At 70.8% G+C, this 20,354-nt stretch carries 9 protein-coding genes; 5 read left to right on the plus strand and 4 right to left on the minus strand.

Going from position 1 to position 20,354, the window contains the following annotated elements; all coding sequences use genetic code 11:
• Positions 1–10: 10 nt before the first annotated feature.
• Positions 11–7,060, minus strand: coding sequence for a polymorphic toxin-type HINT domain-containing protein (locus ACP4IX_RS21635; protein WP_426556411.1), 7,050 nt, complete (start codon positions 7,058–7,060; stop codon positions 11–13).
• Between the two features lie 423 nt (positions 7,061–7,483).
• Here ACP4IX_RS21635 and ACP4IX_RS21640 point away from each other — a divergent pair, with 423 nt between their 5' ends.
• The 4 genes from ACP4IX_RS21640 (at position 7,484) to ACP4IX_RS21655 (ending at position 16,147) form a co-directional block, all read left to right on the plus strand.
• Positions 7,484–12,364 (plus strand): FG-GAP-like repeat-containing protein, encoded by a 4,881-nt coding sequence (locus ACP4IX_RS21640; RefSeq protein ID WP_426556412.1) that lies wholly within the window; start codon positions 7,484–7,486, stop codon positions 12,362–12,364.
• A gap of 700 nt (positions 12,365–13,064) precedes the next feature.
• Positions 13,065–14,420, plus strand: coding sequence for a D-alanyl-D-alanine carboxypeptidase/D-alanyl-D-alanine endopeptidase (gene dacB, locus ACP4IX_RS21645; protein WP_426556413.1), 1,356 nt, complete (start codon positions 13,065–13,067; stop codon positions 14,418–14,420).
• 145 nt (positions 14,421–14,565) lie between these two features.
• Positions 14,566–15,447: a GNAT family N-acetyltransferase gene (locus ACP4IX_RS21650; RefSeq protein WP_426556414.1), complete on the plus strand. Its 882-nt coding sequence runs from the start codon at positions 14,566–14,568 to the stop codon at positions 15,445–15,447.
• A 223-nt stretch (positions 15,448–15,670) separates the two neighbouring features.
• Positions 15,671–16,147, plus strand: coding sequence for a Rieske (2Fe-2S) protein (locus ACP4IX_RS21655; protein WP_426522137.1), 477 nt, complete (start codon positions 15,671–15,673; stop codon positions 16,145–16,147).
• Here ACP4IX_RS21655 and ACP4IX_RS21660 read toward each other — a convergent pair.
• Together ACP4IX_RS21660 and ACP4IX_RS21665 are read right to left on the minus strand one after the other, a co-directional pair.
• Complete coding sequence (locus tag ACP4IX_RS21660; RefSeq protein ID WP_426556415.1) at positions 16,116–16,934, minus strand: LysR substrate-binding domain-containing protein; 819 nt, start codon at positions 16,932–16,934, stop codon at positions 16,116–16,118. The genes ACP4IX_RS21655 and ACP4IX_RS21660 overlap by 32 nt on opposite strands.
• Position 16,935: 1 nt before the next feature.
• Positions 16,936–18,285, minus strand: coding sequence for an aminotransferase class I/II-fold pyridoxal phosphate-dependent enzyme (locus ACP4IX_RS21665; protein ID WP_426522136.1), 1,350 nt, complete (start codon positions 18,283–18,285; stop codon positions 16,936–16,938).
• 35 nt (positions 18,286–18,320) lie between these two features.
• Between ACP4IX_RS21665 and ACP4IX_RS21670 the strand changes: the two genes are divergently transcribed.
• Positions 18,321–19,013 carry a pyridoxamine 5'-phosphate oxidase family protein gene (locus ACP4IX_RS21670; RefSeq protein ID WP_426522135.1) on the plus strand — a complete coding sequence of 231 codons (693 nt, stop codon included), beginning with the start codon at positions 18,321–18,323 and terminating at the stop codon, positions 19,011–19,013.
• Between the two features lie 220 nt (positions 19,014–19,233).
• Here the strand turns inward: ACP4IX_RS21670 and ACP4IX_RS21675 are convergent, their stop codons facing one another.
• Complete coding sequence (locus tag ACP4IX_RS21675) at positions 19,234–20,187, minus strand: DMT family transporter (RefSeq protein ID WP_426556416.1); 954 nt, start codon at positions 20,185–20,187, stop codon at positions 19,234–19,236.
• Positions 20,188–20,354 lie beyond the last annotated feature (167 nt).

Here is a 20,354-nt window from a genome sequence, read left to right on the forward strand (position 1 = left end):
GTTCGTTTTGCTAGCAGCCACAGAACTTCCCTGCATCCGATATGAAGGGTCGGAGCCTACCGAAGCTCGCCCAATCTGGTTCCGCGACATCGACTCTTTCAAGAGCCCCCTTCGCGTTCGGCCGATAGAAGTTAATGGAGGACCATGACCGTTCGCCATTACCGACAGCTCTGGCGATCCAGCCCATCTCCATATCAGTGGCGTACGCTCCCGGCTGGAGCCCGGCCTTCGCCGATTCAGTGAAGTTGCCCAAGCCGCGGAGATTTACGTGAAGCGTCACCGACGAGTCCCGGATCGCGTTCTCCACTGGGCCCTGCCATGCGTCAGGGGCATAGCCGCCAAAGTGCTTGATCCCCTTACCGTCCGCCCATGAATAGGTGCCTTCCGCCTTCTGCCCCAGCGCCACGTTGCAGTTGTGCACCAGGACCGGAGTTTCGCCCGCCACCACATAGTACGTGTGGATGTCAGCGACGGTCAGGTTGTAGACCGTGGCCTGCTGGGTCCAGCGTTTGACTGCGTTGATCTGGACGTGGGTGCCCGCGCTGGTCTTCAGCCAGTCGCCGGACTGCAGGTCGGTGGCGTCGATCCACTCGCGCAGTTCGGGCACCCAGAACGGGTGGCCGTCGGTGGCCGTGGTCTTGGCGGTCTTCTGGCCCTTCTCGCCGTCGGTGTCGATGGTGATCTCGACGAGGTTCTTCGCGCCCTTGCCGATGATGAGGGCCGTGACCTCCTTGACCGCCGTCTTGCCGGTCTCCGGGTCCGTGGCCACCACCTTGTCGCCGGGCTTGACGTCCTTGATGGGCTTCTTCTGCCCGTCGGCCGTCAGGACCGGAGTCTCGGGCGTGAAGCTGTTCGCCCGGCAGGACTCGCCGGCGGACTGGGTTCCGTCGCCTCCACCGCCGTCGCCGTTGCTGTCGGCCTTCTTGGCGGCTGTCGCTTCGGCTTCTTCGGCTTTCGCCTTTTTCGCGGCCTTGGCGGCGTCAGCCTGTTTCCTCCATTCGGCCATGTCCTCCGTGTACTTGGCCATGGCCTTGGCGTCCTCGTCGGCCCGCCTGATGATGCCGGTGGCCCAGCGGACCTCGTCCTCCCACTTGCGGTAGGCGCTCCAGGCCTTGTCCAGGGCCTTCAGGAGGCGCTTGGCCTTGCCCGCGAACGGGACCGCGGCCTCGAGGGCGATCATCGCGCAGGTGCCCAGGGCGCCGTTGAGGCAGTCGACGATGTCGTTGTAGCCGCTGGCCTCCTTCACCGCCTCCTTGGCCACGTGCACGACCATGTCCATCTTGGTCTGCTTCTTCAGCCACCTGGCCCGCTCCACGTCCTTCTTGCTGACGCTGGGCACCGGCTTGGAGGGGGCCGGAGGCGTGCCGCCGGTGAGTGCGGCGTAGGCCTTCTTGTACAGCTTGACGACCGTCTGGACGGCTTTGAAGAAGAAGCCCCAGAACTGGCCGGACGGGTCGCTGTAGGTGACCGGGCTGTTGTTGGCGTACGCGTACGGGTTCATCGTCTGCGACTCGGCCACGTCCATCATCGGGTCGACCGAGATGAACCGTCCGATCGCCGGGTCGTACTCCCGTGCGCCGAGGTGGGTGAGTCCGGTGGACTCGTCCATCGTGCCGCCGACGAAGCCCTTCTCGCCCGGCCACATCGACGGCTTCTGGCCGCGCACCTCGCCGAACGGGGTGAACGCGCGACGCGTCACCGCGCCCGCCGTGGCGTCCACGGCCACGGTCGCCGTGCCGTTGTGGTCGGAGAGGAGGTAGGCGGTGGTGATCTTGCCGTTCTCGGCGGTGCGTACCATCGCCGGGCCGGCGGGGTGCTGGTAGTGGCGCGTGCCCTTGACGACGTTGCCGGACTTGTCGAGCTGGACCTCCGTACCCGGCAGGTACAGGGTCGTGCCGTTCGGGTCGCGTCGGATGAGGCGGTTGCCGCCCGCGTCGTACACGTACGAGGTGGACTCGGCCTCGTCGCCGGTGCCCTCGCTCACCCTCTCCAGGTGGCCCTCGACGTCCCACTCCAGGTTCTGGGTGGTCCCCATCACGGTGCGGCGGGTGGTGTTGCCGACCTGGTCGTAACCGAAGGAGTCCTCGCGCTCGCCCTCGGGCCCCTTGGTGCGGACCTTCAGCAGCCTGCTGGTGGTGGAGCCGCCTTCGGCGTACTCGTACTCGCGGGTGACGTCCTTGGTGGTGTCACCGGTGACGTCGTGCTGGACCTCCGTCTTCCGGTTGCCGGCCGCGTCGAACGTGTACGACGTCCAGTACGGGTTCGGGCCGCCGACCCGCGGCTCGGCAGAGGGGCCCGCCGCCGGGTTCGCGCAGTCGTCGGCCTTCGCCGATGTCCACGACTCCGTCATCCGGCGCAGGTAGTCGTACGCGAAGCACTGCGTGTCCGTCGTGGCCGCCGTCGGGCTCGGGCCCTGGGCATCCGTGATCTTCAGGATGTTGCCGGAGTCGTCGTACGCCGTGCGGACGTCGCTGATCCGGGCCGTGGCCGTCGTGCCGACTTCCTGGTCGAAGACCGTACGGAGCGGGCGGCGGGTCTGCTCGTCGAACTCGCGGCTCGTGATGAGCTGCTTGCCGGCCGGACCGACCCGGGTCCGGACGACGTCACCGAGCGGTGTGTACTCCGTCCCGGCCACGAACGTCTTGCCCGCGACGGCCATCCTGTCGACCATGTCGAGGCCGTTGTAGCCGAGCGACGTCCGTTCCTTGGCAAGGCCGGCGACCGCGGGCTGCGTCATCGTCTGGGGCATGCCGGTCGTCTTGGTGTACGTGCTGCTGTACACGTACTCACCGGCGAGCTTGCCCTCGGACTCCGGAATGGTGATCTTCGAGCCGAGGGGCCGGTACTCCTCGTCGTAGCCCGTGACCTCCTGCTTGTAGGCGTTGCCGTCGACGAAGCGGATCGTCGAGACCGGCATGCCGAGCGCACCCGGGAGGGTGTCGTAGGTCTGCTCGGTGAGCTTGCGGCCCTTGAGGGAACCCTCGTACGTCGCGACGGGACGGCTCAGCGTGTCGTACTCGTACGCGATCGTCTTCGCCGGGTCACGGCCGTCCGTGGTGGTCAGGACGCGGTCACTGTCGTCGTACGTGGTTCTCGTGATCCCCTTGTCGGGGTCCTTCGACTCGTACATACGGCCACGCAGGTCGTATGTGTACGACCACGTGTTGCCGGCCTGGTCCTTGACGGACTCCAGCATGCCGCGACGCTCGTACGTGTACGTCGTCCTGTCGTACGCGCCCGACGGGCCCTCGCCCTTGAACTGGCGCAGCTCCGTCTTGCGGCCCTGGGCGTCGACGAGGGACATCGTGGGGATCTCGCCCTCGGGCGGATCCACCGCGACCCGGTCGCCGCCGTACGAGGTGGTGGTGCGCCAGGTCTCCTCGCCGAACTTGCGGGCGATGGTGGCGACCGGACGGCCCTGTCCGTCGTACTCGGTGCGGGTGGAGGCCGGGACCTTGTTGTCGTCCGAGTTCCACAGTTCGGGCGAGGGAGCCTTGTCGTTGAAGTGGGCGCCGTTCTCCTTCCAGACCAGGCCGCGGCTGTCGTAGAAGGTGTCGGTGATGACGCGGCCGCCGTCGAGCGCCGGCTGCTGGGTCTGACGCAGGCGCAGTGCCCCGTCGTAGAGGTCGTACGTGAGCCGGTAGTCGCCGCGCTCGAGGAGCTTCTTGGTCGTGATGACGACGGGCGCGTCCGGAGTGACGGTGTAGCTGAACTCGGCGTCCGGGGTCTGGGTGGCCGGGTCGCGGTCGGGCGACCAGGTCTTCACCAGGCGGCCGAGCGCGTCGTACTCCAGTACCTGACGGCGCTTGTTGGTGTCCTCCTTGGCGAGGGCCAGGCCGCGTGCGGGATCCAGCTCGGTGGTGTCGGTGTGACCCTTGGGGTTGGTGACGACCGTCTTGACCGGCAACGAGCCCGACGCGGGAACGTAGGCCGTGCGTGTGGTGTTGTCGTCGACATCCGTCGTGGACGTGATGCGGCCGTACTTGTCGAAGGCCGATGAGCCGTCCAGCCGGTACACCGGCTTGCCGTCCACGTAGTCGGCCAGGGACTCGACCTTGGTGACGTTGTAGACCGCGTCGTACGTCATGAGCTTGTCGCTGCCGACGTCGGCCGGGCGGGCGATGTCCTCGGCGTCGCAGGCCTTGGTGAGCGTCTCCACGCGCTTCTGCGGTGTGTACACGTGCCGGCCGGCGTCGTTGACGTACTCGTAGCGGGTGCAGGTGTCGTCGTCGCCGCGGGACAGGTCGCCGCGGTCCGTGGTGTGTGCCAGGCGGCCGCGGCTGTCGTAGGCGTGCTCGACGGCCGTGCGGCGCTGGCCGCGGTCGTCCGACAGGACGGTGCGGGAGGCGATCCTGCTGGTGCCGGCCATCCAGGCCTGCAGCGGCTCGGCGCCCTCGGTGCGCTTGCGGGTGGCGGTGGGGCCGCGTACCCAGGGGGTGTAGAGGGTGGCGGACTGGAGGGGTCCGCCCTCGCCGTCGTAGTAGAGCGTCTCGCGGATCTGGCCGGCGAACAGCTTGTGGTCGTCGACCGTGCCGCCCTCGCTGTCCTTGACCTTCACCTCGCGCTTGCCGGTGGGCAGCTTGTCGCCGTCCATGCCGCGGAAGTAGACCGTCTCCACCTGGGAGCGCTTGTCCGGTGCGCTGCCGACGAGCGTGCGCACCTTCTCGTAGCCGCGCCACTGCGACCAGGTGCGCGCCTTCTCGCTGAGCAGCTCGCTGTCGTCGTCGTAGGACCAGGCGGGATCACCGATGTACTGGAAGGTGGTGACCTTCGTCGGCGAGGTGCCGTTCTTGTCCTCCTCGCGGACCTCGTCGACGCGGTGCTTGTGGAACCAGTCGGTGAAGTACTTCTTCTTCAGGCCGGTCTCGTCGGTGGGGTCGGGGACCTCGTTGATGACCGGGTAGCACCGCATGGTGTTGGTGTGCGGTGCGGCCGGGAGCTTCTTGGGGTCGGTCTCGGTGGAGCACTCCGGCTCGGCGTACTCGACCGCGATGCGGGCGCCCGTCTCGGTCTGGATGGTCTCCACGCGCCAGCGCAGGAACGGCGGGTTGCCGTCGCTGTCGTTGTCGACCCGGTTGGGTAGCTGCTTGCCCTGGAAGGTCACCGGGGGCAGGGAGATGGGCGTGCCGTTCTTGCCGGTGTGCTGGATGGCGTCGAGCCACAGCGGGTAGTCGCCCGCGACGCCGCCGTCACCGGTGGACTTGAAGTCCTGGGTGAGGGTCCAGGTGTCGACCGGCTGGTGCTTGCCGTCCTTGAGGATCTCCGTGGTGATGGAGGTCAGGCGCTTGCGGGTGAAGAACGTGGGCGCGTAGCGGTCCTTGCACTCCTTGCCCTCGGCGCACAGCTGGTCGGCGGGCACGTCGGGCCAGTTGCGGGTGACCTCCCACTCGGCCTCGGAGGTGAGCTTGCCCTCGGCGCAGTCGAACGAGCCCGTCTTGACGCAGCGTTCGGCGACGTCGAAGAGCACCTGGGCGGGGGCGGCGGAGAACAGGTCGTCGCTGCGCAGCCCGTAGGAGATGCGCTTGAGCCAACCGCCTCGGTCGTAGCCGCGGTTGGTGGACTTGCCCTCGCGGGTGACGTCGGAGCCGTAGTGGTTGCGCTCCTTGGCGTACCAGTACGTCATGGCGTTGCCGCGCAGGTCCACGACGTAGTCGAGGTTCCAGCGGTAGACCTGGTCGCAGACGGAGTCGGCGTAAGCGGACTTGTGGCAGGGCTCGTTCGGGTGGTTGCCGTACACCGGCACGGACCAGGCGGAGTTGGTCTCCGCCTTGCCGGCGGCCCAGCCGGGCAGCCGGTCCATGCCGAAGTAGTACTGCACGCCCTCTTCGTTGGTGACGCGCCAGTACTCCTTCTCCGTGTCGCCGTTGACGGCGCCCTTGAGGAGTTCGACGCGCGAGCCGTCGTCGCTGAGGGGGACCCACTTCTTCGTCGTGTCGTCGAGGACGAGCTGCGTGGTACTGCCGTCCAGCGACAGGGTGACGACCGGCGGGCCCTGGCACAGGTCACCGGTGGGGTGCTTGGGGTTGTTGTACCCCGATCCCTCCTTGCGGTCGTTGGAGCACGGCACGAACTGGCGCTCGATGAAGTTGGCGCCGGTGTCCCAGCCGTCGCCCACCCAACTGCTCTGCTGCGAGGACGCGGAGGAACGGCCGTCGACGCTCGCGGAGGAGTAGCTCAGCCCGAGGGTCGGGCCGGGGCCGCCCAGCGAGGAGGGGATCTCCATCGGGTACGACCAGGTGAAGTCGCCCGAGGAGCCGCCCGCCTGCCAGGAGCCGGAGGGGCTGAGGGAGGTGGCGCGGTAGTCGCCGGACGGGCCGTTGGGCGCCGCTGTGGCGGCCAGCACCATGGCCCCGGCGGCACCCGGCGCCGTCGCGGCCCGCGCGGACACGGCCGACACCTTGTGCGCCGAGGTCCCTGAAGCCGTGGCCGGGGGCGCCTGGACGGTGGCCGTCAGGGTGCCCTTCGCCGGGTCGTTGGCGGTGGTGACCGGCGTACGGGTCCGGCACTCGGCCTTCTGCGGCGTGGTCAGCGCGCAGGCGGGCATCGCGGTGAACGTCAGCCGGGATCCCCAGCCGCCGCCGTAGGCGTTGCGGAAGCCCTTGTAGTCGAGCTCCACCCGCACCGTCGTGGTCTCCGGGGCCCGGTCGGTGCGCCGCACCGCCAGCAGCACTCCGTCGACGCCGGCCTTGTCGGTCGCGGTGCGGTCGGCGACCTCGACCTGAGCGGTGACGGTCCGTTCGGCGGCCGTGCGCGCCCCAGAGGTGGCGGCGAGGCGGACCGGCAGCGAGCCGGCACGGACACGCGGGGCAGCGGCGCCGTCGCCCGCCGCCAGCCGGACCTCGGCCGAATCGGCCTTCGGCCAGGTCACCGAGGGGGGCTGGGTCCAGGTCCGCTTCGGTACCGGGTCGAGTCCGGAAGTCTTCTGGGCCGGTCTGCCCGGCACGTTCACGAGCTTCTGCAATTCGGGCAGGGTGCCACCGGCCGCGCGGGCGTCCGGGGTGATGGCCGGGAGGCCGGTCAGCAGAAGCGATACGGCGAGCGCCGGCAGTGACCAGTGCATCGCCGTACGTATTCGTCTTCGGGCATGGCTGTGCCCACTCCGTTTTGACATGAAGAATTCCCCAGTTTTGATCCCCCGCGAAAACAGTCGAGGCGAAAGCTACCACTGGGCAATCCCGCATCCCACCCTTGACTTCCCTGCCGGGCTTGGGTCGCGTGCACGGCATCCGGCCTGCTAGAAAGCACGGCGGGGGGCGCGCGTGCAGACTTCGTCACGCTGAGCGACGAAGCGCGCGGGCCGGGGGAAACGGAATTCTTCGTACCGGAAGCCTGCGCGCCGCCCGTGCACACCGACCAACGCACCGCAAGGAAACGGGCGGTAGGAAACCGTATGAGAAACAGACCGAGAGGGCCCGTCAACGGCCTGGGAGGAACATTCGGGAAGGCGATGTCGGCAACATTGCTGATGACCCTTTCAGTGGGAATGTTGACCCTTTCACCGGCGACCGCGACAGTTTCGGAGACATCTGGGACGAAGGCGTCGGAGCGTACTGGAAAAACGCTCGTCGAAAAGCAGCGCGAAGAGACCGAAGCCGCCGTCGAGAAGGCGGCGGAAGAGAACCGGCGCGTCGAGATCGTGTCCGCCCGCACCGAGACGGACGAGACGTTCGCCAACCCTGACGGCACGTTCACCGTGGAACGCGCGCTGATACCGGTCCGCGTGCGCCAGGGCGGAAAGCTCGTCCCTGTGGACACCCGACTTTCCGAAACGGAGAACGGCCGGGTCGCACCCGCGGCCACGGGAATGTCCGTCTCGTTCTCCGGCGGCGGTGACGGGGCCTTCGTCAGAATGGTCAGGGACGGACGGGAAATCTCCCTCACCTGGCCGGGCGAACTGCCCGAACCGGTCCTCGACGGCCGGACGGCCACCTACCCCGACGTCCTGCCCGGCGTCGACCTCACGGCCACCGCCGACGTGGACTCCTTCTCCCACGCGCTCGTGGTGAAGAGCGCCGAGGCCGCGAAGAACCCGGCGCTGGACGCCGTCACCTTCGGCCACTCGAGCAAGGGCCTCGACCTGAAGGCCGGGGCGGACGGCCGCCTGGAGGCCGTGGACCCGACCGGAACGGCCGTGTTCTCCGCGCCGCAACCGCGGATGTGGGACTCGGCCGGATCCGAGGACCCGACCGCGGCGTCGGCCACGGGAACACCGGAGGCGGCGGCGAAGGAACCCGCGAAGGCCGGTGCGGCACACGCCGCGTCCGTGGTCCGTGCGGCAAGCCAGGCGCCGGCGGCCACGCACGCCGGCTCGGCGCCGCGCCCCCTCGCCGAGACGCTGACCGGCGCGACCGAGGGTTCCCGGCAGGCGGGCATCGGCGTGGAACTGACGGACCGTGCGCTGACCCTGCGCCCGGACCAGCGGCTCCTGGACGACCCTGACACCGTGTTCCCCGTCGTCATCGACCCCGTGTGGGCGAAGGACGCCTGGAAGAACGCCTGGTCCATCGCGTACAAGCACACCGGTTACGCCAACTCCGACGACACCGTCTACTGGAACGGCGGCACGATCTCCGATTTCGCGCGGGTCGGTGTCGCCAACGACACCCAGCGCGGCGGAACGGTCCGGGCGAACACCTACTTCCGGGTCTCCACGTCGAACATCTGGGGAAAGCAGATCATCCGTTCGACACTCCGGATCAAGCAGACCCACGCCGGTTCCTGGTCCTGCAAGTCGGGGGCCGTTCAGGTCCGTACGATCGGTAAGACCCTTCCCACCAACATCACGTGGAACAGGCAACCCAAGTGGGGGACTCTGGTGGACTCCTCCGGTGAATCCTTCGGTGGCCGCAACTGCCCCGCGGACACGGCGGGACTCGTCGAATTCGACGTGACCGGCGCGATCAGCAAGGCCGCGAAGGAGAAGTGGGGGTCGTGGGCCTTCGTCATGTCTGCGAAGAGCTCCGAAGCCGACGTCTCATGGCGGAAGTTCGACCCGCACTCGGTGCGTGTGTCGACGTACCTCAACACGATCCCTTCCAAGCCGAGCGGCCGGTCCACCGACCCGTCCGTGCCCTGCACCGGCGGCACGTTCGGCACCACCGACTACATCACTCTGCGTGCGAAGGTGAACGACGCCGAGGACAACAACCTCGTCGCCGAGTTCCACTACGCGCCGAACGGCGCCTCCTCACCCAAGACCGCCAAGGTCAAGGCGAGCCGCGGCTCGGTCGCCAGTCTGCGCATCCCCACCAAGGACCTCGCGACCGGCACGTACTGGTGGGACGTGAGAGCCAGTGACAGCACCGCCAACGGCCCCTGGGCCGGCCGGTGCGGCTTCACCTTCGACAAGACCCGGCCGTCGGAGCTTCCCGGCGTGGCCTCGGCCGAGTTCCCCGCGGAGAGGGACGGCAACCCGGCCCGCACCGAGGGGAGGTTCCAGTTCACCGCGGAAGGCGTGACCGACGTCACCCGGTACGTCTGGTGGACCGACTCCGACACCCGTGAGCGGTTCGTCGACGCCGCCAGGGCCGGAGGCCCCGCCAAGGAGCCGGTGACCTACACACCGCTGAACGCCGGCCCGCAGTACCTGTACGTCCGCAGCCTCGACGCCGCGGGCAACCGTTCCGACCTGAAGACGTACCTCTTCTACCCGACGCGCGCCCCGGAGCGGGACAGGCCCGGTGACCTCAACGGCGACACCACGGTCGACATGTGGACCGTCGACCCCGGCAGCGGCGCCCTGTGGATCCACCCGGGCCAGGGCAACGGCAGGTTCGGCGTGGGCCGCCAGGCCGACGAGGAGTCCTTCGGCACCGCGGTGCTCACCCACCGCGGCAGCTGGAACGAGGACTACTACGAGGACCTCGTCGCCCTGCGGCCGGGCCTGGAGGACCCGGGCGTCAAGGAGCTGTGGGTCTACACGAACCGCGGCGACGGCGAACTCGGGGGCACCGACACCGGCCGCTGGCCGCTGGAGGTCGCCGTCGAGGACGCCAACCACTGGAGCAACGCCGACCAGGCGCTGTCGATCGGCAGTGTCAACGACGACAACGCCGACGGCCGGGTCGACGCCGACGACGCGCCCGACCTGCTCGTCAAGGCGGGCGCCGAGCTCTGGCTCTACCTGGGCAGTCAGGGCAGCCCGCTCATCGACGAGGTCGAGCCGGTGTCCCTGGGCAACGCCGACTGGCAGAACATGACGCTCCTCGCCCCCGGCGACCTCAACGCCGACGGCCTGCCCGAGCTGTGGGCACGCGACGTCGACAGCGGAGAGATCCACCAGTACACCAGCCGGCAGAACCCGGTACAGGACGACGTCACCGCGGCCGACCTGAGCGTGTACGCCGACCCCGCCGCGCGCGCCACGTCCATCGGCAGCGGCTTCACCGGCTCCGCCCACCCGCACCTCGCCACGGACGGCGACTTCGAGGGCGACGGGTTCCCGGACCTGTGGTCCCGGGACGGGGTGGGCAGCGCGGTCGAGTTCCCCGGCCGGGCGCTCGCCGACGGCTCCGCCTTCGGACCCGCCCGCCCGCTGGTGACCGGCGGTACCCCGTGGGGCACCTGTGAGGCCTTCGAGTCGAAGGCCACCGGCAAGCGCACCCTGTGCGGCCCGATTCTCGCCAAGTACAAGGCGCTGGGCGGCCCGGCCGGCTTCGGATACCCGAGCACCGACGTCGTCACCGCTCCCGACAAGGCCGGCCGGTACGCGCACTTCCAGGCACCCGGCACCACCGTCACCAACCGGTCCGTCTACTGGAGCCCGGACACCGGCGCGTGGGAGGTGCACGGCGCGATCTGGGCCAGGTGGACCGAGCTGGGCCGCGAGGGCGGAGTCCTCGGCTACCCGACCGCCGACGAGCGCCGCACCAGCGACGGCGTCGGCTACTTCAGCACCTTCAGCAAGTCCGGCAAGGGCAGCGCCGTCTACTACTCCTCCGGCACCGGCGCCCACGAGGTGCAGGGCGGCATCTACACCCGGTACCTCGCACTGGGCGGCCCGCAGCACGTCGGGTATCCGATGGAGGGAGAGAAGGCCACCACGCCCAAGCCGGGCTGGTACCAGCGGTTCCGGTTCCGGGACGAGGAGACGCACAACACGGCGATCTACTGGAGCAAGGCGACCGGCGCCTGGCCCGTCCACAACGCCATCATGCGCAAGTGGACCGAGCTGAAGTCGGAGAACAGCTGGCTGGGCTTCCCCACGTCCGGGGAGTACCAGGTGACCGGCGGTATCCGGACCGACTTCGAGAACGGCTACGTCCGCTGGAACCGCACGAGCGGCACGACCACCCCGCAGAAACCGGACGAGCTCACCGCGCACCTGCGGACGGACCTCGCCGGTGACGTGAACGGTGACGGCCGCACCGACATGATCACGGTCTACGACTACGGGAACTCGTCGACCGGCATCCACGTCCTGACCGCCGAAACCGACGGCGGTATGCGTCCCCCGAAGGAGGTCTGGACGAGCAACCGGGCCACCTTCGACGCCGCCCGCGCCAAGTGGACGGCCGGCGACGTCAACGGCGACAAGCTCACCGACGTCATCGCGTTCTACGGCTACGCGGACGGGTCGGCCGCCATGTGGACGTTCGTCACGCAGAAGGACGGCGGGCTCGAGCTGCTCAAGAGCGCGGTCCTGCCGCCGAAGAGCTGGGACATGGAGCGGGTGATCTCCGTCCAGGCGGGTGACGTGAACGGCGACGGCCGGGCCGACCTGACCACCGTCTACGACTACGGCAACGCCCAGATGGGCCTGCACAAGTTCCTCGGCCGTGCCGACGGCGGGTTCGACATGCCCGTGCGCGGCTTCAACTCCGGTGACGGGAACTGGTGGGCCGAGAACGCCCGCTACACGATGGGCGACGCCAACGGCGACGGCCGGGCCGACCTGATCGCGTTCTACGGCTACGGCGCGGGCGCCGCCGCCCTGTTCACGTTCATCGCCGAGCCCGACGGCACCCTGGGCCGGCCGTTCAAGTCGTGGAACGTGCAAACGGGAAGCTGGGAGCTCGATCGCGTCGAGCTGACGAGCGGCGACTACAACGGTGACAAGCGCGCCGACGCCGCGGTGATGTACCGGCACGACGACGCTGTGACCGCCCTGCACACCTTCACGGCGCAGGCGGACGGCGGCTTCGGTGATCCCCTGGCGGGCTGGGAGACCCAGCCGGACGTCTGGGACGCCGCCGCCTCGGGGATGCCGCTCTCCGGTGACGCCGACGGCGACGGCCGGGCCGACATCCTGACCATGTACAACTACGGTTTCGGAGCCACCCGGGTGTTCACCTTCCCCTCCCGGGAGGACGGCACGTTCGAGAATCCGCAGCGCTCCTGGTACGCGGAGCCGGGCACATGGTGACGCCGGGCCGGTGACGCACCCGCGCGACCGGTGACCGACCGCCGCCGGGCCCCCGCTACGGGTGCCCGGCGGCGGTGCGCCGAGGAACAGGCGGTGAGCGCCGGACATGTTCGCCGGGTGTCCTGAGGCTCAACGTCGTCCGCGTCGGACGGAGACCGTGGCGCGCGTCGTCGACGACGACGTCGGTGGCGCCCGCGCCGACGGTGCCCCGGACGGCGGCGTCGCCGTCCTCCGCCGTCAGCAGTCGTCCACGTTGGTGGTTCCGGCGCCGGGCTGGACGTCGCCGGCATCGACGAGCCCCGTGATGCCTTCCCTGTCCACGCTCACGAAGATCCGTGCAAGGGCCGCGGACGCCGCTCACCCGCATTCGGTTCCCGACCCGGCGCGGATTACCCGAAGGCCCCTTTCCCGATGCATGGAAGGGCAGGGGAAGTGCCCGTACGACACCGAAAGGACCCCCTTCACAAAGACGCACGGAAATAGGGTCCGTATGTCACTCGCCGTCAGAAACCCGCTCGCCAGCCCGCCACGGGTGCGCTCCCCCGGGCCCCCAGGCCGCGCCCGCCACGAGACGGCCATGAATGGTCACGAGTCGTTCACACGCCATCGATTTTCGGCCCTGCCGTCCAACTGGCGACTGGTAGCGTGCCCATCGTTCCACCCCCACAGAACGAAGTAATCGATCCTTGGATTTCACTTTATGACTGGAACGCCGGACGAAACCCCCACCAACACGTTCGCCCCGGGCGGGCGCCGTCGGCACCGCAGGGCAAGAGTGAGCCGCATCGGCGCTCGACGGGCCCTCGTGCTCGCGATGGCCGTGCCCGTGGCCTCCGCCACGCTGGCCGGAACCTCGGCCTTCGCCGCCGACGACAGCACCACGACGGCGCAGGGCATCTCGGTCGACGGACTCGACGCCGACGACGCCCGGTTGGTCAAGAACCTCAACGAGCGCGTCGCCGACGAGCGTCTGGGCTCCGACGTCAGTGGCGTGGTGCTCGACGCCGACTCGGACACCGCCCTCTGGGACCACAACGGCTCCACCACGCTCATGCCGGCTTCCAACGCCAAGCTCGCCACGGCGACCACCGCACTGACGCTGCTGGGCGCGAACCACGAGTTCACCACGAAGGTCGTGTACGGCGACGGCACCCTCACCCTCGTCGGCGGCGGTGACCGCACCCTCACCGGCGACGACGTCGCCGAGCTGGCCAGGACGGCCGCCGACGGGCTCAAGGCCGCGGGTCTGTCCGGCGTCAAGGTCCGCGTGGACGACAGCCTGTTCGCCGCTCCGAGCCTCGCCAAGGGCTGGAACGAGGGCTACTACCCCACCGAGGTCACGCCGGTCCGTTCGCTCGTCGTCGACGGCGCCGCCGTACACGACACGTCGATCGACGCCGGCAACGTCTTCGCCGAGCAGCTCGCCGCGCAGGGCATCACCGTCGACGGCGACGTCAGCCGCGCGACGGCCAAGCAGTCCGACGTGCCCGTGGCGCAGCACAGGTCGGCGCCGCTGTCGGACATCGTCAAGCAGATGCTCAAGACGAGCGACAACAACATCGCCGAGACCCTGCTGCGGATGTCCGCAGTGGAGCTGGGGAAGCCGGCCACCTTCGAGAGCGGCGCCGAGCTCGTCCGCCAGGTGCTGAGCTCGTACGGGATCTCGCTCGACAACTTCGAGATGTACGACGGCAGCGGGCTCTCCCGTGCCGACCGCATCCCGGCCGCGACCCTCGCGCAGCTCCTCGACGCGATCACGGAGTCCCCCGCCCTGAGCTCGATCCTGGAGGGCCTGCCGGTCGCAGGCGAGGCCGGTTCCAGCCTCGGCCCGGAGTGGGGACGCTTCGACGACGCCAACTCCCAGTGCGCCGTCGGCAAAGTGCACGCGAAGACCGGCACGCTCACCGGGGCCATCGCCCTGAGCGGTGTCACGCGGACCGAGGACGGCGAGTGGAGGATCTTCTCCTTCATCGAGAACAACTCGTCGGCCGATCCGAGCGACATCAAGGACGCCATGGACGGCCTCGCCGCCACCGTGAACGGCTGCTGGTCCTGACCGGCCACCGCGTCTGACACCTCACCCCTCACGGTCCGTCCGCGCGCCGCCCACCTGCGGCGCGCGGACGGGTGAACCTTCCGGCCCCTCCCGCTCGTTGCCCCTGCGACAGCATGCAGCGCACGCGACTGTTTGAGGAGTTTCGGTGAAGGATCTCGCGGACTCGATCGAATCGGTGGAGCAACTCGCCACGGCCTGGCGGACCATGGTCCTCGACCGTGCCCCGGGTGCCGACGTACGTGACCTTCCGGGCATCGCGGTCCGGTGGGCGGACTGCCGTTTCGCCTTCTGGAACTGCGTCACGCTGACCGACGTGAAGGCCGACGCGGTACTCGTGGAACGGCGCCTGGCCGAGGCCGCGGACATCATGCGCGCCAAGCGGCGTCCCGGTTTCCTCTGGCTCTTCGAGGACCTCCTGGACGACGGGGCGCGGGCGGTCCTGGACGACGCGGCCGGGCGGGCGGGGCTCCGGCTCGCCTTCCCCGGCACCGGCATGGCCGGGGACCTGCTTCCCGTCGCCGATCCGGTCCACCCCGACCTGACGTTCGTGCGCGTCCGCTCCGACGACCAGCTGACCGCCTACGCGGATCTCAACTCGCGTGCCTACGGCTTCGACCTGGACGAGGGCCGCGACGGGCTCGTCGGCTCCGCACTCTGGAAGAACGACGTGCACGCCTATCTCGGCCTGCGCGACGGTGTCCCGGTCACCTGCGCCGGAGCGATGGCGGCCGAGGGCCGTCTCTTCGTCGCGCTCGTCGCCACGGACCCCGAGTGGCAGCGGCGGGGCTACGGCGAAGCCGTCACGAGGAAGGCACTGCACGAGGGCGGGCGGGCCACGGGTCTGACCCGTGCCACCCTGCACGCGACGGAGGCCGGGGCACCCGTGTACCCGCGCATCGGTTTCCGGCCGAACTCGCCGATCCGCTTCTACGGGCTGCGGGACGGAGCCTCAGCCGGAGGCCAGGCCGACGCGCGCGACGCGGTCCTCACCGCCCGCCCCGCATCCCACGGGCGCCCCGGGCGCTGACCCACCGCCCACGACCGCGGCCTCATCCACAGTTCCTCCACCGAGATTGACGGGTACGGCCGCCACCAGGGACGCAGCTCGGCCGACAGCCGAACGACAGCCGTGTTTTACGCCCGCCCGACCGCCGGCGCGACAGCATCTCGGCACGGTCTGAACGGCATGTGTCCCGGGGCCGTACCTCTCGGCAGATCATCACGCATCCACCCCGGAAGGGAACCCCAGCATGACCAGCGCATCGTTTCACCCCGCAGGACCGGCCCGTCGTACCGTCGTGGCGGCGGCCGGAGCGGCGGGGCTCGCCGTCGCGCTGACCGCGTGCGGCGGCTCGGACGACGACGCTTCGGACGACACCGGCGCCGCTCCCTCGGCCCCCGCCTCCGAGGAGGCGGACGGAGGCGGCGCGAACGCCGAAGCCGCGCTCGCGGCCACCGCCGACATCCCCGAAGGCGGCGGGAAGGTCTTCGCCGACCGGAAGGTGGTGGTCACGCAGCCCTCGGCGGGCGAGTTCAAGGCGTTCTCCGCCACGTGCACCCACCAGGGGTGCGCGGTGAAGAGCGTGTCCGACGGTGTCATCAACTGTCCCTGCCACAACAGCAACTTCTCGATCACCGACGGCAGCGTGCAGAGCGGTCCGGCGACCAAGCCGCTGCCCGCCGTGCAGATCACGGTCAGCGGGGACTCGATCCAGCTGGCCGGATGACGGTGCCGCGACGCCGGGCCCGGAGCCCGAGCCGGAGCCGGAATGTCGCACCCTCGCGTCCGGGTGATCGGCTCACCCCGTCCGCCCCGCCTCCACCACCTCCCTCGCCGTCGTCCGCAACGCCTCCACCGCCGCCCGGATCGACGGGCGGCGGTCGGCGTCCGCGCGCCATACGACGTACACGTGCCGCCGCACCCGCTGCTTCAGTGGCGCGGTGACGACCCCGTCGGGCGGATGACGTCCGAGCAGCGGGGGCGATGCACACACCGAGCCCCGCGGCGACCAGCCCGAGCTGGGTGTGGGTCTCGGCGGCGCGGTGGCCGATGACCGGCTCGATGCCCCTCGAGCGCAGCGTGAACATCAGCCATTCGTGACAGAACTCGCCCTCTCCCCACGTGATCCACTCGTCCTCGGCGAACTCCGCGAGGTCCACCTCGCCCCGGCCCACGAGCCGGTGGCCGGCCGGCAGGGCCACGTCGGCGGCGTCGTCCGGGAGCGGCGCCTTGACCAGGCCGTCGGGCAGCGGCATCGGCTTGTTGTACCAGTCGAGTACGACCGCCAGGTCGAGGTCACCGCGCACCACACCGTTGACGCCGCGCTCCGGCTCCAGCTCGCAGGAGCGGACGCGCAGCGCGGGGTACCCGGCGCGCAGGGCGACCAGTGCCGCGGGGAAGAGTCCGCGGGCGGCCGTCGGGAACGCCGACAGCCTCAGCTCGCCCACCACCTGCCCGCGATGCGCCTGTGCCGCCGCCCGGAACGAGGCGGCGCGGCCCGGTGGGAGGCGCACGTCAGACGTAGTTCCGGAGCTGCCCCGGCCCCGATCCCACCCCTGGCCCGACGGCGGCCGCGACCGCGTCCGCGAGCGGCCCGATGTCGCCTTCCGTCAGCGTCGAGACCGTGATCCGGATGCCGGGCGGGGCGCTCACGCGGAAGCGTGCGCCCGGCGCCACGGCCCAGCCGGCGTGCAGCAGCCGGGCCACAGCGCCCGTCTCGTCCGGCACCGGGATCCACACGTTCATGCCGCTGCGTCCGTGCGCGGCGACCCCGCGGTCGGCGAGGGCGCCGAGGAGCCGGTCACGGCGCCGCCCGTACACCGCCGCCACCGCGTGCGCGTCCACCGCGCCGTCCGCCCACAGCCGGGCCACCGCCCGCTGGGTGATGCGGCTGACCCAGCCGGGGCCCAGCCGCTGCCGCCCGCGGACCCGGTCGAGCGTGACGGCGTCCCCGGTGAGGACGGCGAGGCGCAGGTCGGGGCCGCACGCCTTGGCGGCCGAGCGGACGAAGGCCCAACTGTGCGTGGTACCGGCGAGCGGATGCAGGGGCAGGTCGACGATGCGGTGACCGTGGTCGTCCTCGATCAGCAGCGTCCGAGGGTGATCGCGCAGCACGGACCGCAGGGCACGCGCGCGCGTGGCGCTCACCGCGGCGCCGGTCGGGTTCTGCGCGCGGTCCGTGACGACCAGGGCGCGGGCGCCGCCCTCGAGGACCCGGCGCACGTCGTCGGGCAGCGGACCCTCGTCGTCGACGCCGACGGGGACCGTGCGCAGGCCGAGTGCGGGGACGAGGTCGAGGAGACTGCCCCAGCCCGGGTCCTCGACGGCGACGGCGTCACCTGGCCTGAGATGGGTCGTCAGGACCCGCTCCATGGCGTCCAGCGACCCGGACGTGACGGCCACGGGCCCGTCCGGCACCCCGTCGGCGTCGAGTTCGGCCCGCGCGCGGCGCACCAGGTCCGGCTCCACCGGGTCGTCCCCGTACAGCACCGGTTCCCTGTCGCCCTGCTCGGCCGCCGCGGCGAACACCGGTCCCAGCGCGGGCAGCAGCCCGGGGTCCGGGTTGCCCGCGGACACGTCGCGCACGCCCTCCGGTACCTCGACCCTGATGAACTCGCGCCCGGTGGTGGCCGGCTTCGCGCGCACCCGGCTGCCCCGGCGCCCGGCCGTCTCGATGACCCCGCGCTCACGCAGGGTGCGATAGGCGGCGGCGACCGTGTTCGGGTTCACTCCCAGTCGCTCGGCCAACTCCCGCATCGGCGGCAGTGGTTGACCGGGCTCCAGCTCCCCGGAGCCCACCGCACGCTCGACGCTCGCGGAAATCTCCGCTGCGCCCCGCCCTGTGATCCGATACTCTCCTAGCACAAAGCCGATTATGCACTAGTGCAATGGAGAGCGCCATGCAGGGGACCACGGAGACGCACACGCCACCGCAGCCCGGCACCGCCTACCCGCCCACCGACCGCACCGTCCCCACCCGCTCCCCCGACCGGGCCTCCTACGACAGGGAACTGGTGCACTCGATACTCGACGAGGGCTACGTCTGCCATCTCGGCTTCGTCCGCGACGGCGCCCCGGTGGTGCTGCCGACGCTCTACGGCCGGGTCGGCGAGCGGCTCTACGTCCACGGCTCGACGGGCTCGCGCCCCCTGCGGATGACGGGCGCGGCCGACCCGGGGCTGCCGGTGTGCCTGACGGTGACGCACGTGGACGCGCTGGTGCTGGCCCGCTCGGCGTTCCACCACTCGATCAACTACCGGTCGGTGGTGGTGCACGGCACCGCGTACGAGGTGACGGACCCCGAGGAGAGGCGCACGGCCCTGGACGCCCTGGTCGACCACGTCGTCCCCGGCCGCTCCCGCGACTCCCGGCCGGCCAACAAGAAGGAGCTGGCCGCCACCGCCGTGATCCGCCTCGATCTGAACGAGGTCTCCGCCAAGCTCCGCACCGGCGGTGTGAACGACGAGCCCGAGGACCTCGCCCTCCCCCACTGGGCCGGCCTCGTCCCGCTGCGCAAGGGCTACGACGCCCCGGTCGCCGACGCGGACCTGGCCTCCGGCACCGGCGTGCCCGACTACCTGTCGGCCCTGTGACGTCGGCGCATCCGTCCGACGGCGGCCAGGAGAGTGCCCCGGGGCTCTCAATCTGAGCGCGTGTCCGGGCGCGCGTCCCGGCGGGGCAGTGCGCAGGGGGCGTGCCGTTGGGGCGTTCGCTCCGGTCGGCGACCTTGCGACCGGGTGCACCGGCAGGGGCGGACGACGGTCCCGCCCCTGCCGGGCGAAGGGGGCCTCTCCCGCCGAGAGGCCCCCGCCGTCACGCCGGCGCCGACCGCGTCCGCGCCTCCCGGGTCTCCGCCACCGCGAGTCCCGCGACCGAGCCGAGCATCAGCAGGGTGCCGGCGAGCGTCGCCACCGTGAGGTGCTCCCCGAGGAGCAGGACGGCGAGGACCGCCGCGCTGACCGGCTCCAGCAGCATGATCACGGAGACGGTGGCGGACCGGACGACGGCCGCGCCGGCGAAGTAGAGCCCGTAGGCGAGGGCGGTCGGGATGGCGGCGACGTACGCCAGGAGCCACAGGAGGCGGGCCGGTTCGGCGGTGTGCGGCACCAGGCCCTCGGCGAGGGCGAACGGCAGCAGGCAGAGACTGGTGACGGCGAACGCCCCGACGGACGTACTGGCGCCGTCCGCCCCGCCGCCCCGTCCCCACCAGCGGGTGAGCAGCGTCATCACCGAGTACCCGGCTGCGGACAGCAGTGCGAGGAGCACGCCCGACGGGCGGACGGTCGTACTGCCGCCGCCGAGGACGAGCACCACGAGTCCCGCGAGCGCACCGGCCACGGCGGCGGCCCCGCCCCGGCCCAGGTGCTCCCCGAGGGCGAGGCGCGCGCCGAGCGCGATCAGCACCGGGCCCGCGCCGAGCGTGACGACGGTGGCCACGGCGAGCCCGGTGGACTGCACCGCGGCGAAGTAGGCGGTCTGGAACACCGCGAGGCCGAGGCCGGTGACGACGGCCCGCAGCGCCTTGCGGGCGAACGGCTCGCGTACGGCCGTGCGCGTCCGCCGGCGCAGCGGATGGACGGCGAGCAGCAGCACGAGCCCGGCCGCGCACCGCCAGAACGACAGGGCGACGGGCCCCATGTCGCTGGCCCGGTAGACCAGCGAGGCGGCGGCGCCGGCGGTGCCCCAGGCGGCACCGGCGACGATCAGACAGAGGAGGCCACGCCCGACGGGCAGGCCGGAGACGGCATTCGATACGGCATTCGACACGAGTTCTCTCCGCAGACGCGCACGGGGCGCGGGAGTTCGAAGCGGCCCCGGAAGGACCGGAGGCGCGAGGACTGCGTCTGCGGGCAGCACCGTCCGGCCCGGCGACAAGGCGCCGGGCTGGTCACAGGGGCCCGCCTCAGGCGGCCGGAGGCGGGAGGACGAGTGCG

Source organism: Streptomyces sp. WG5 (genome assembly GCF_049974565.1).
Taxonomy (GTDB): domain Bacteria; phylum Actinomycetota; class Actinomycetes; order Streptomycetales; family Streptomycetaceae; genus Streptomyces.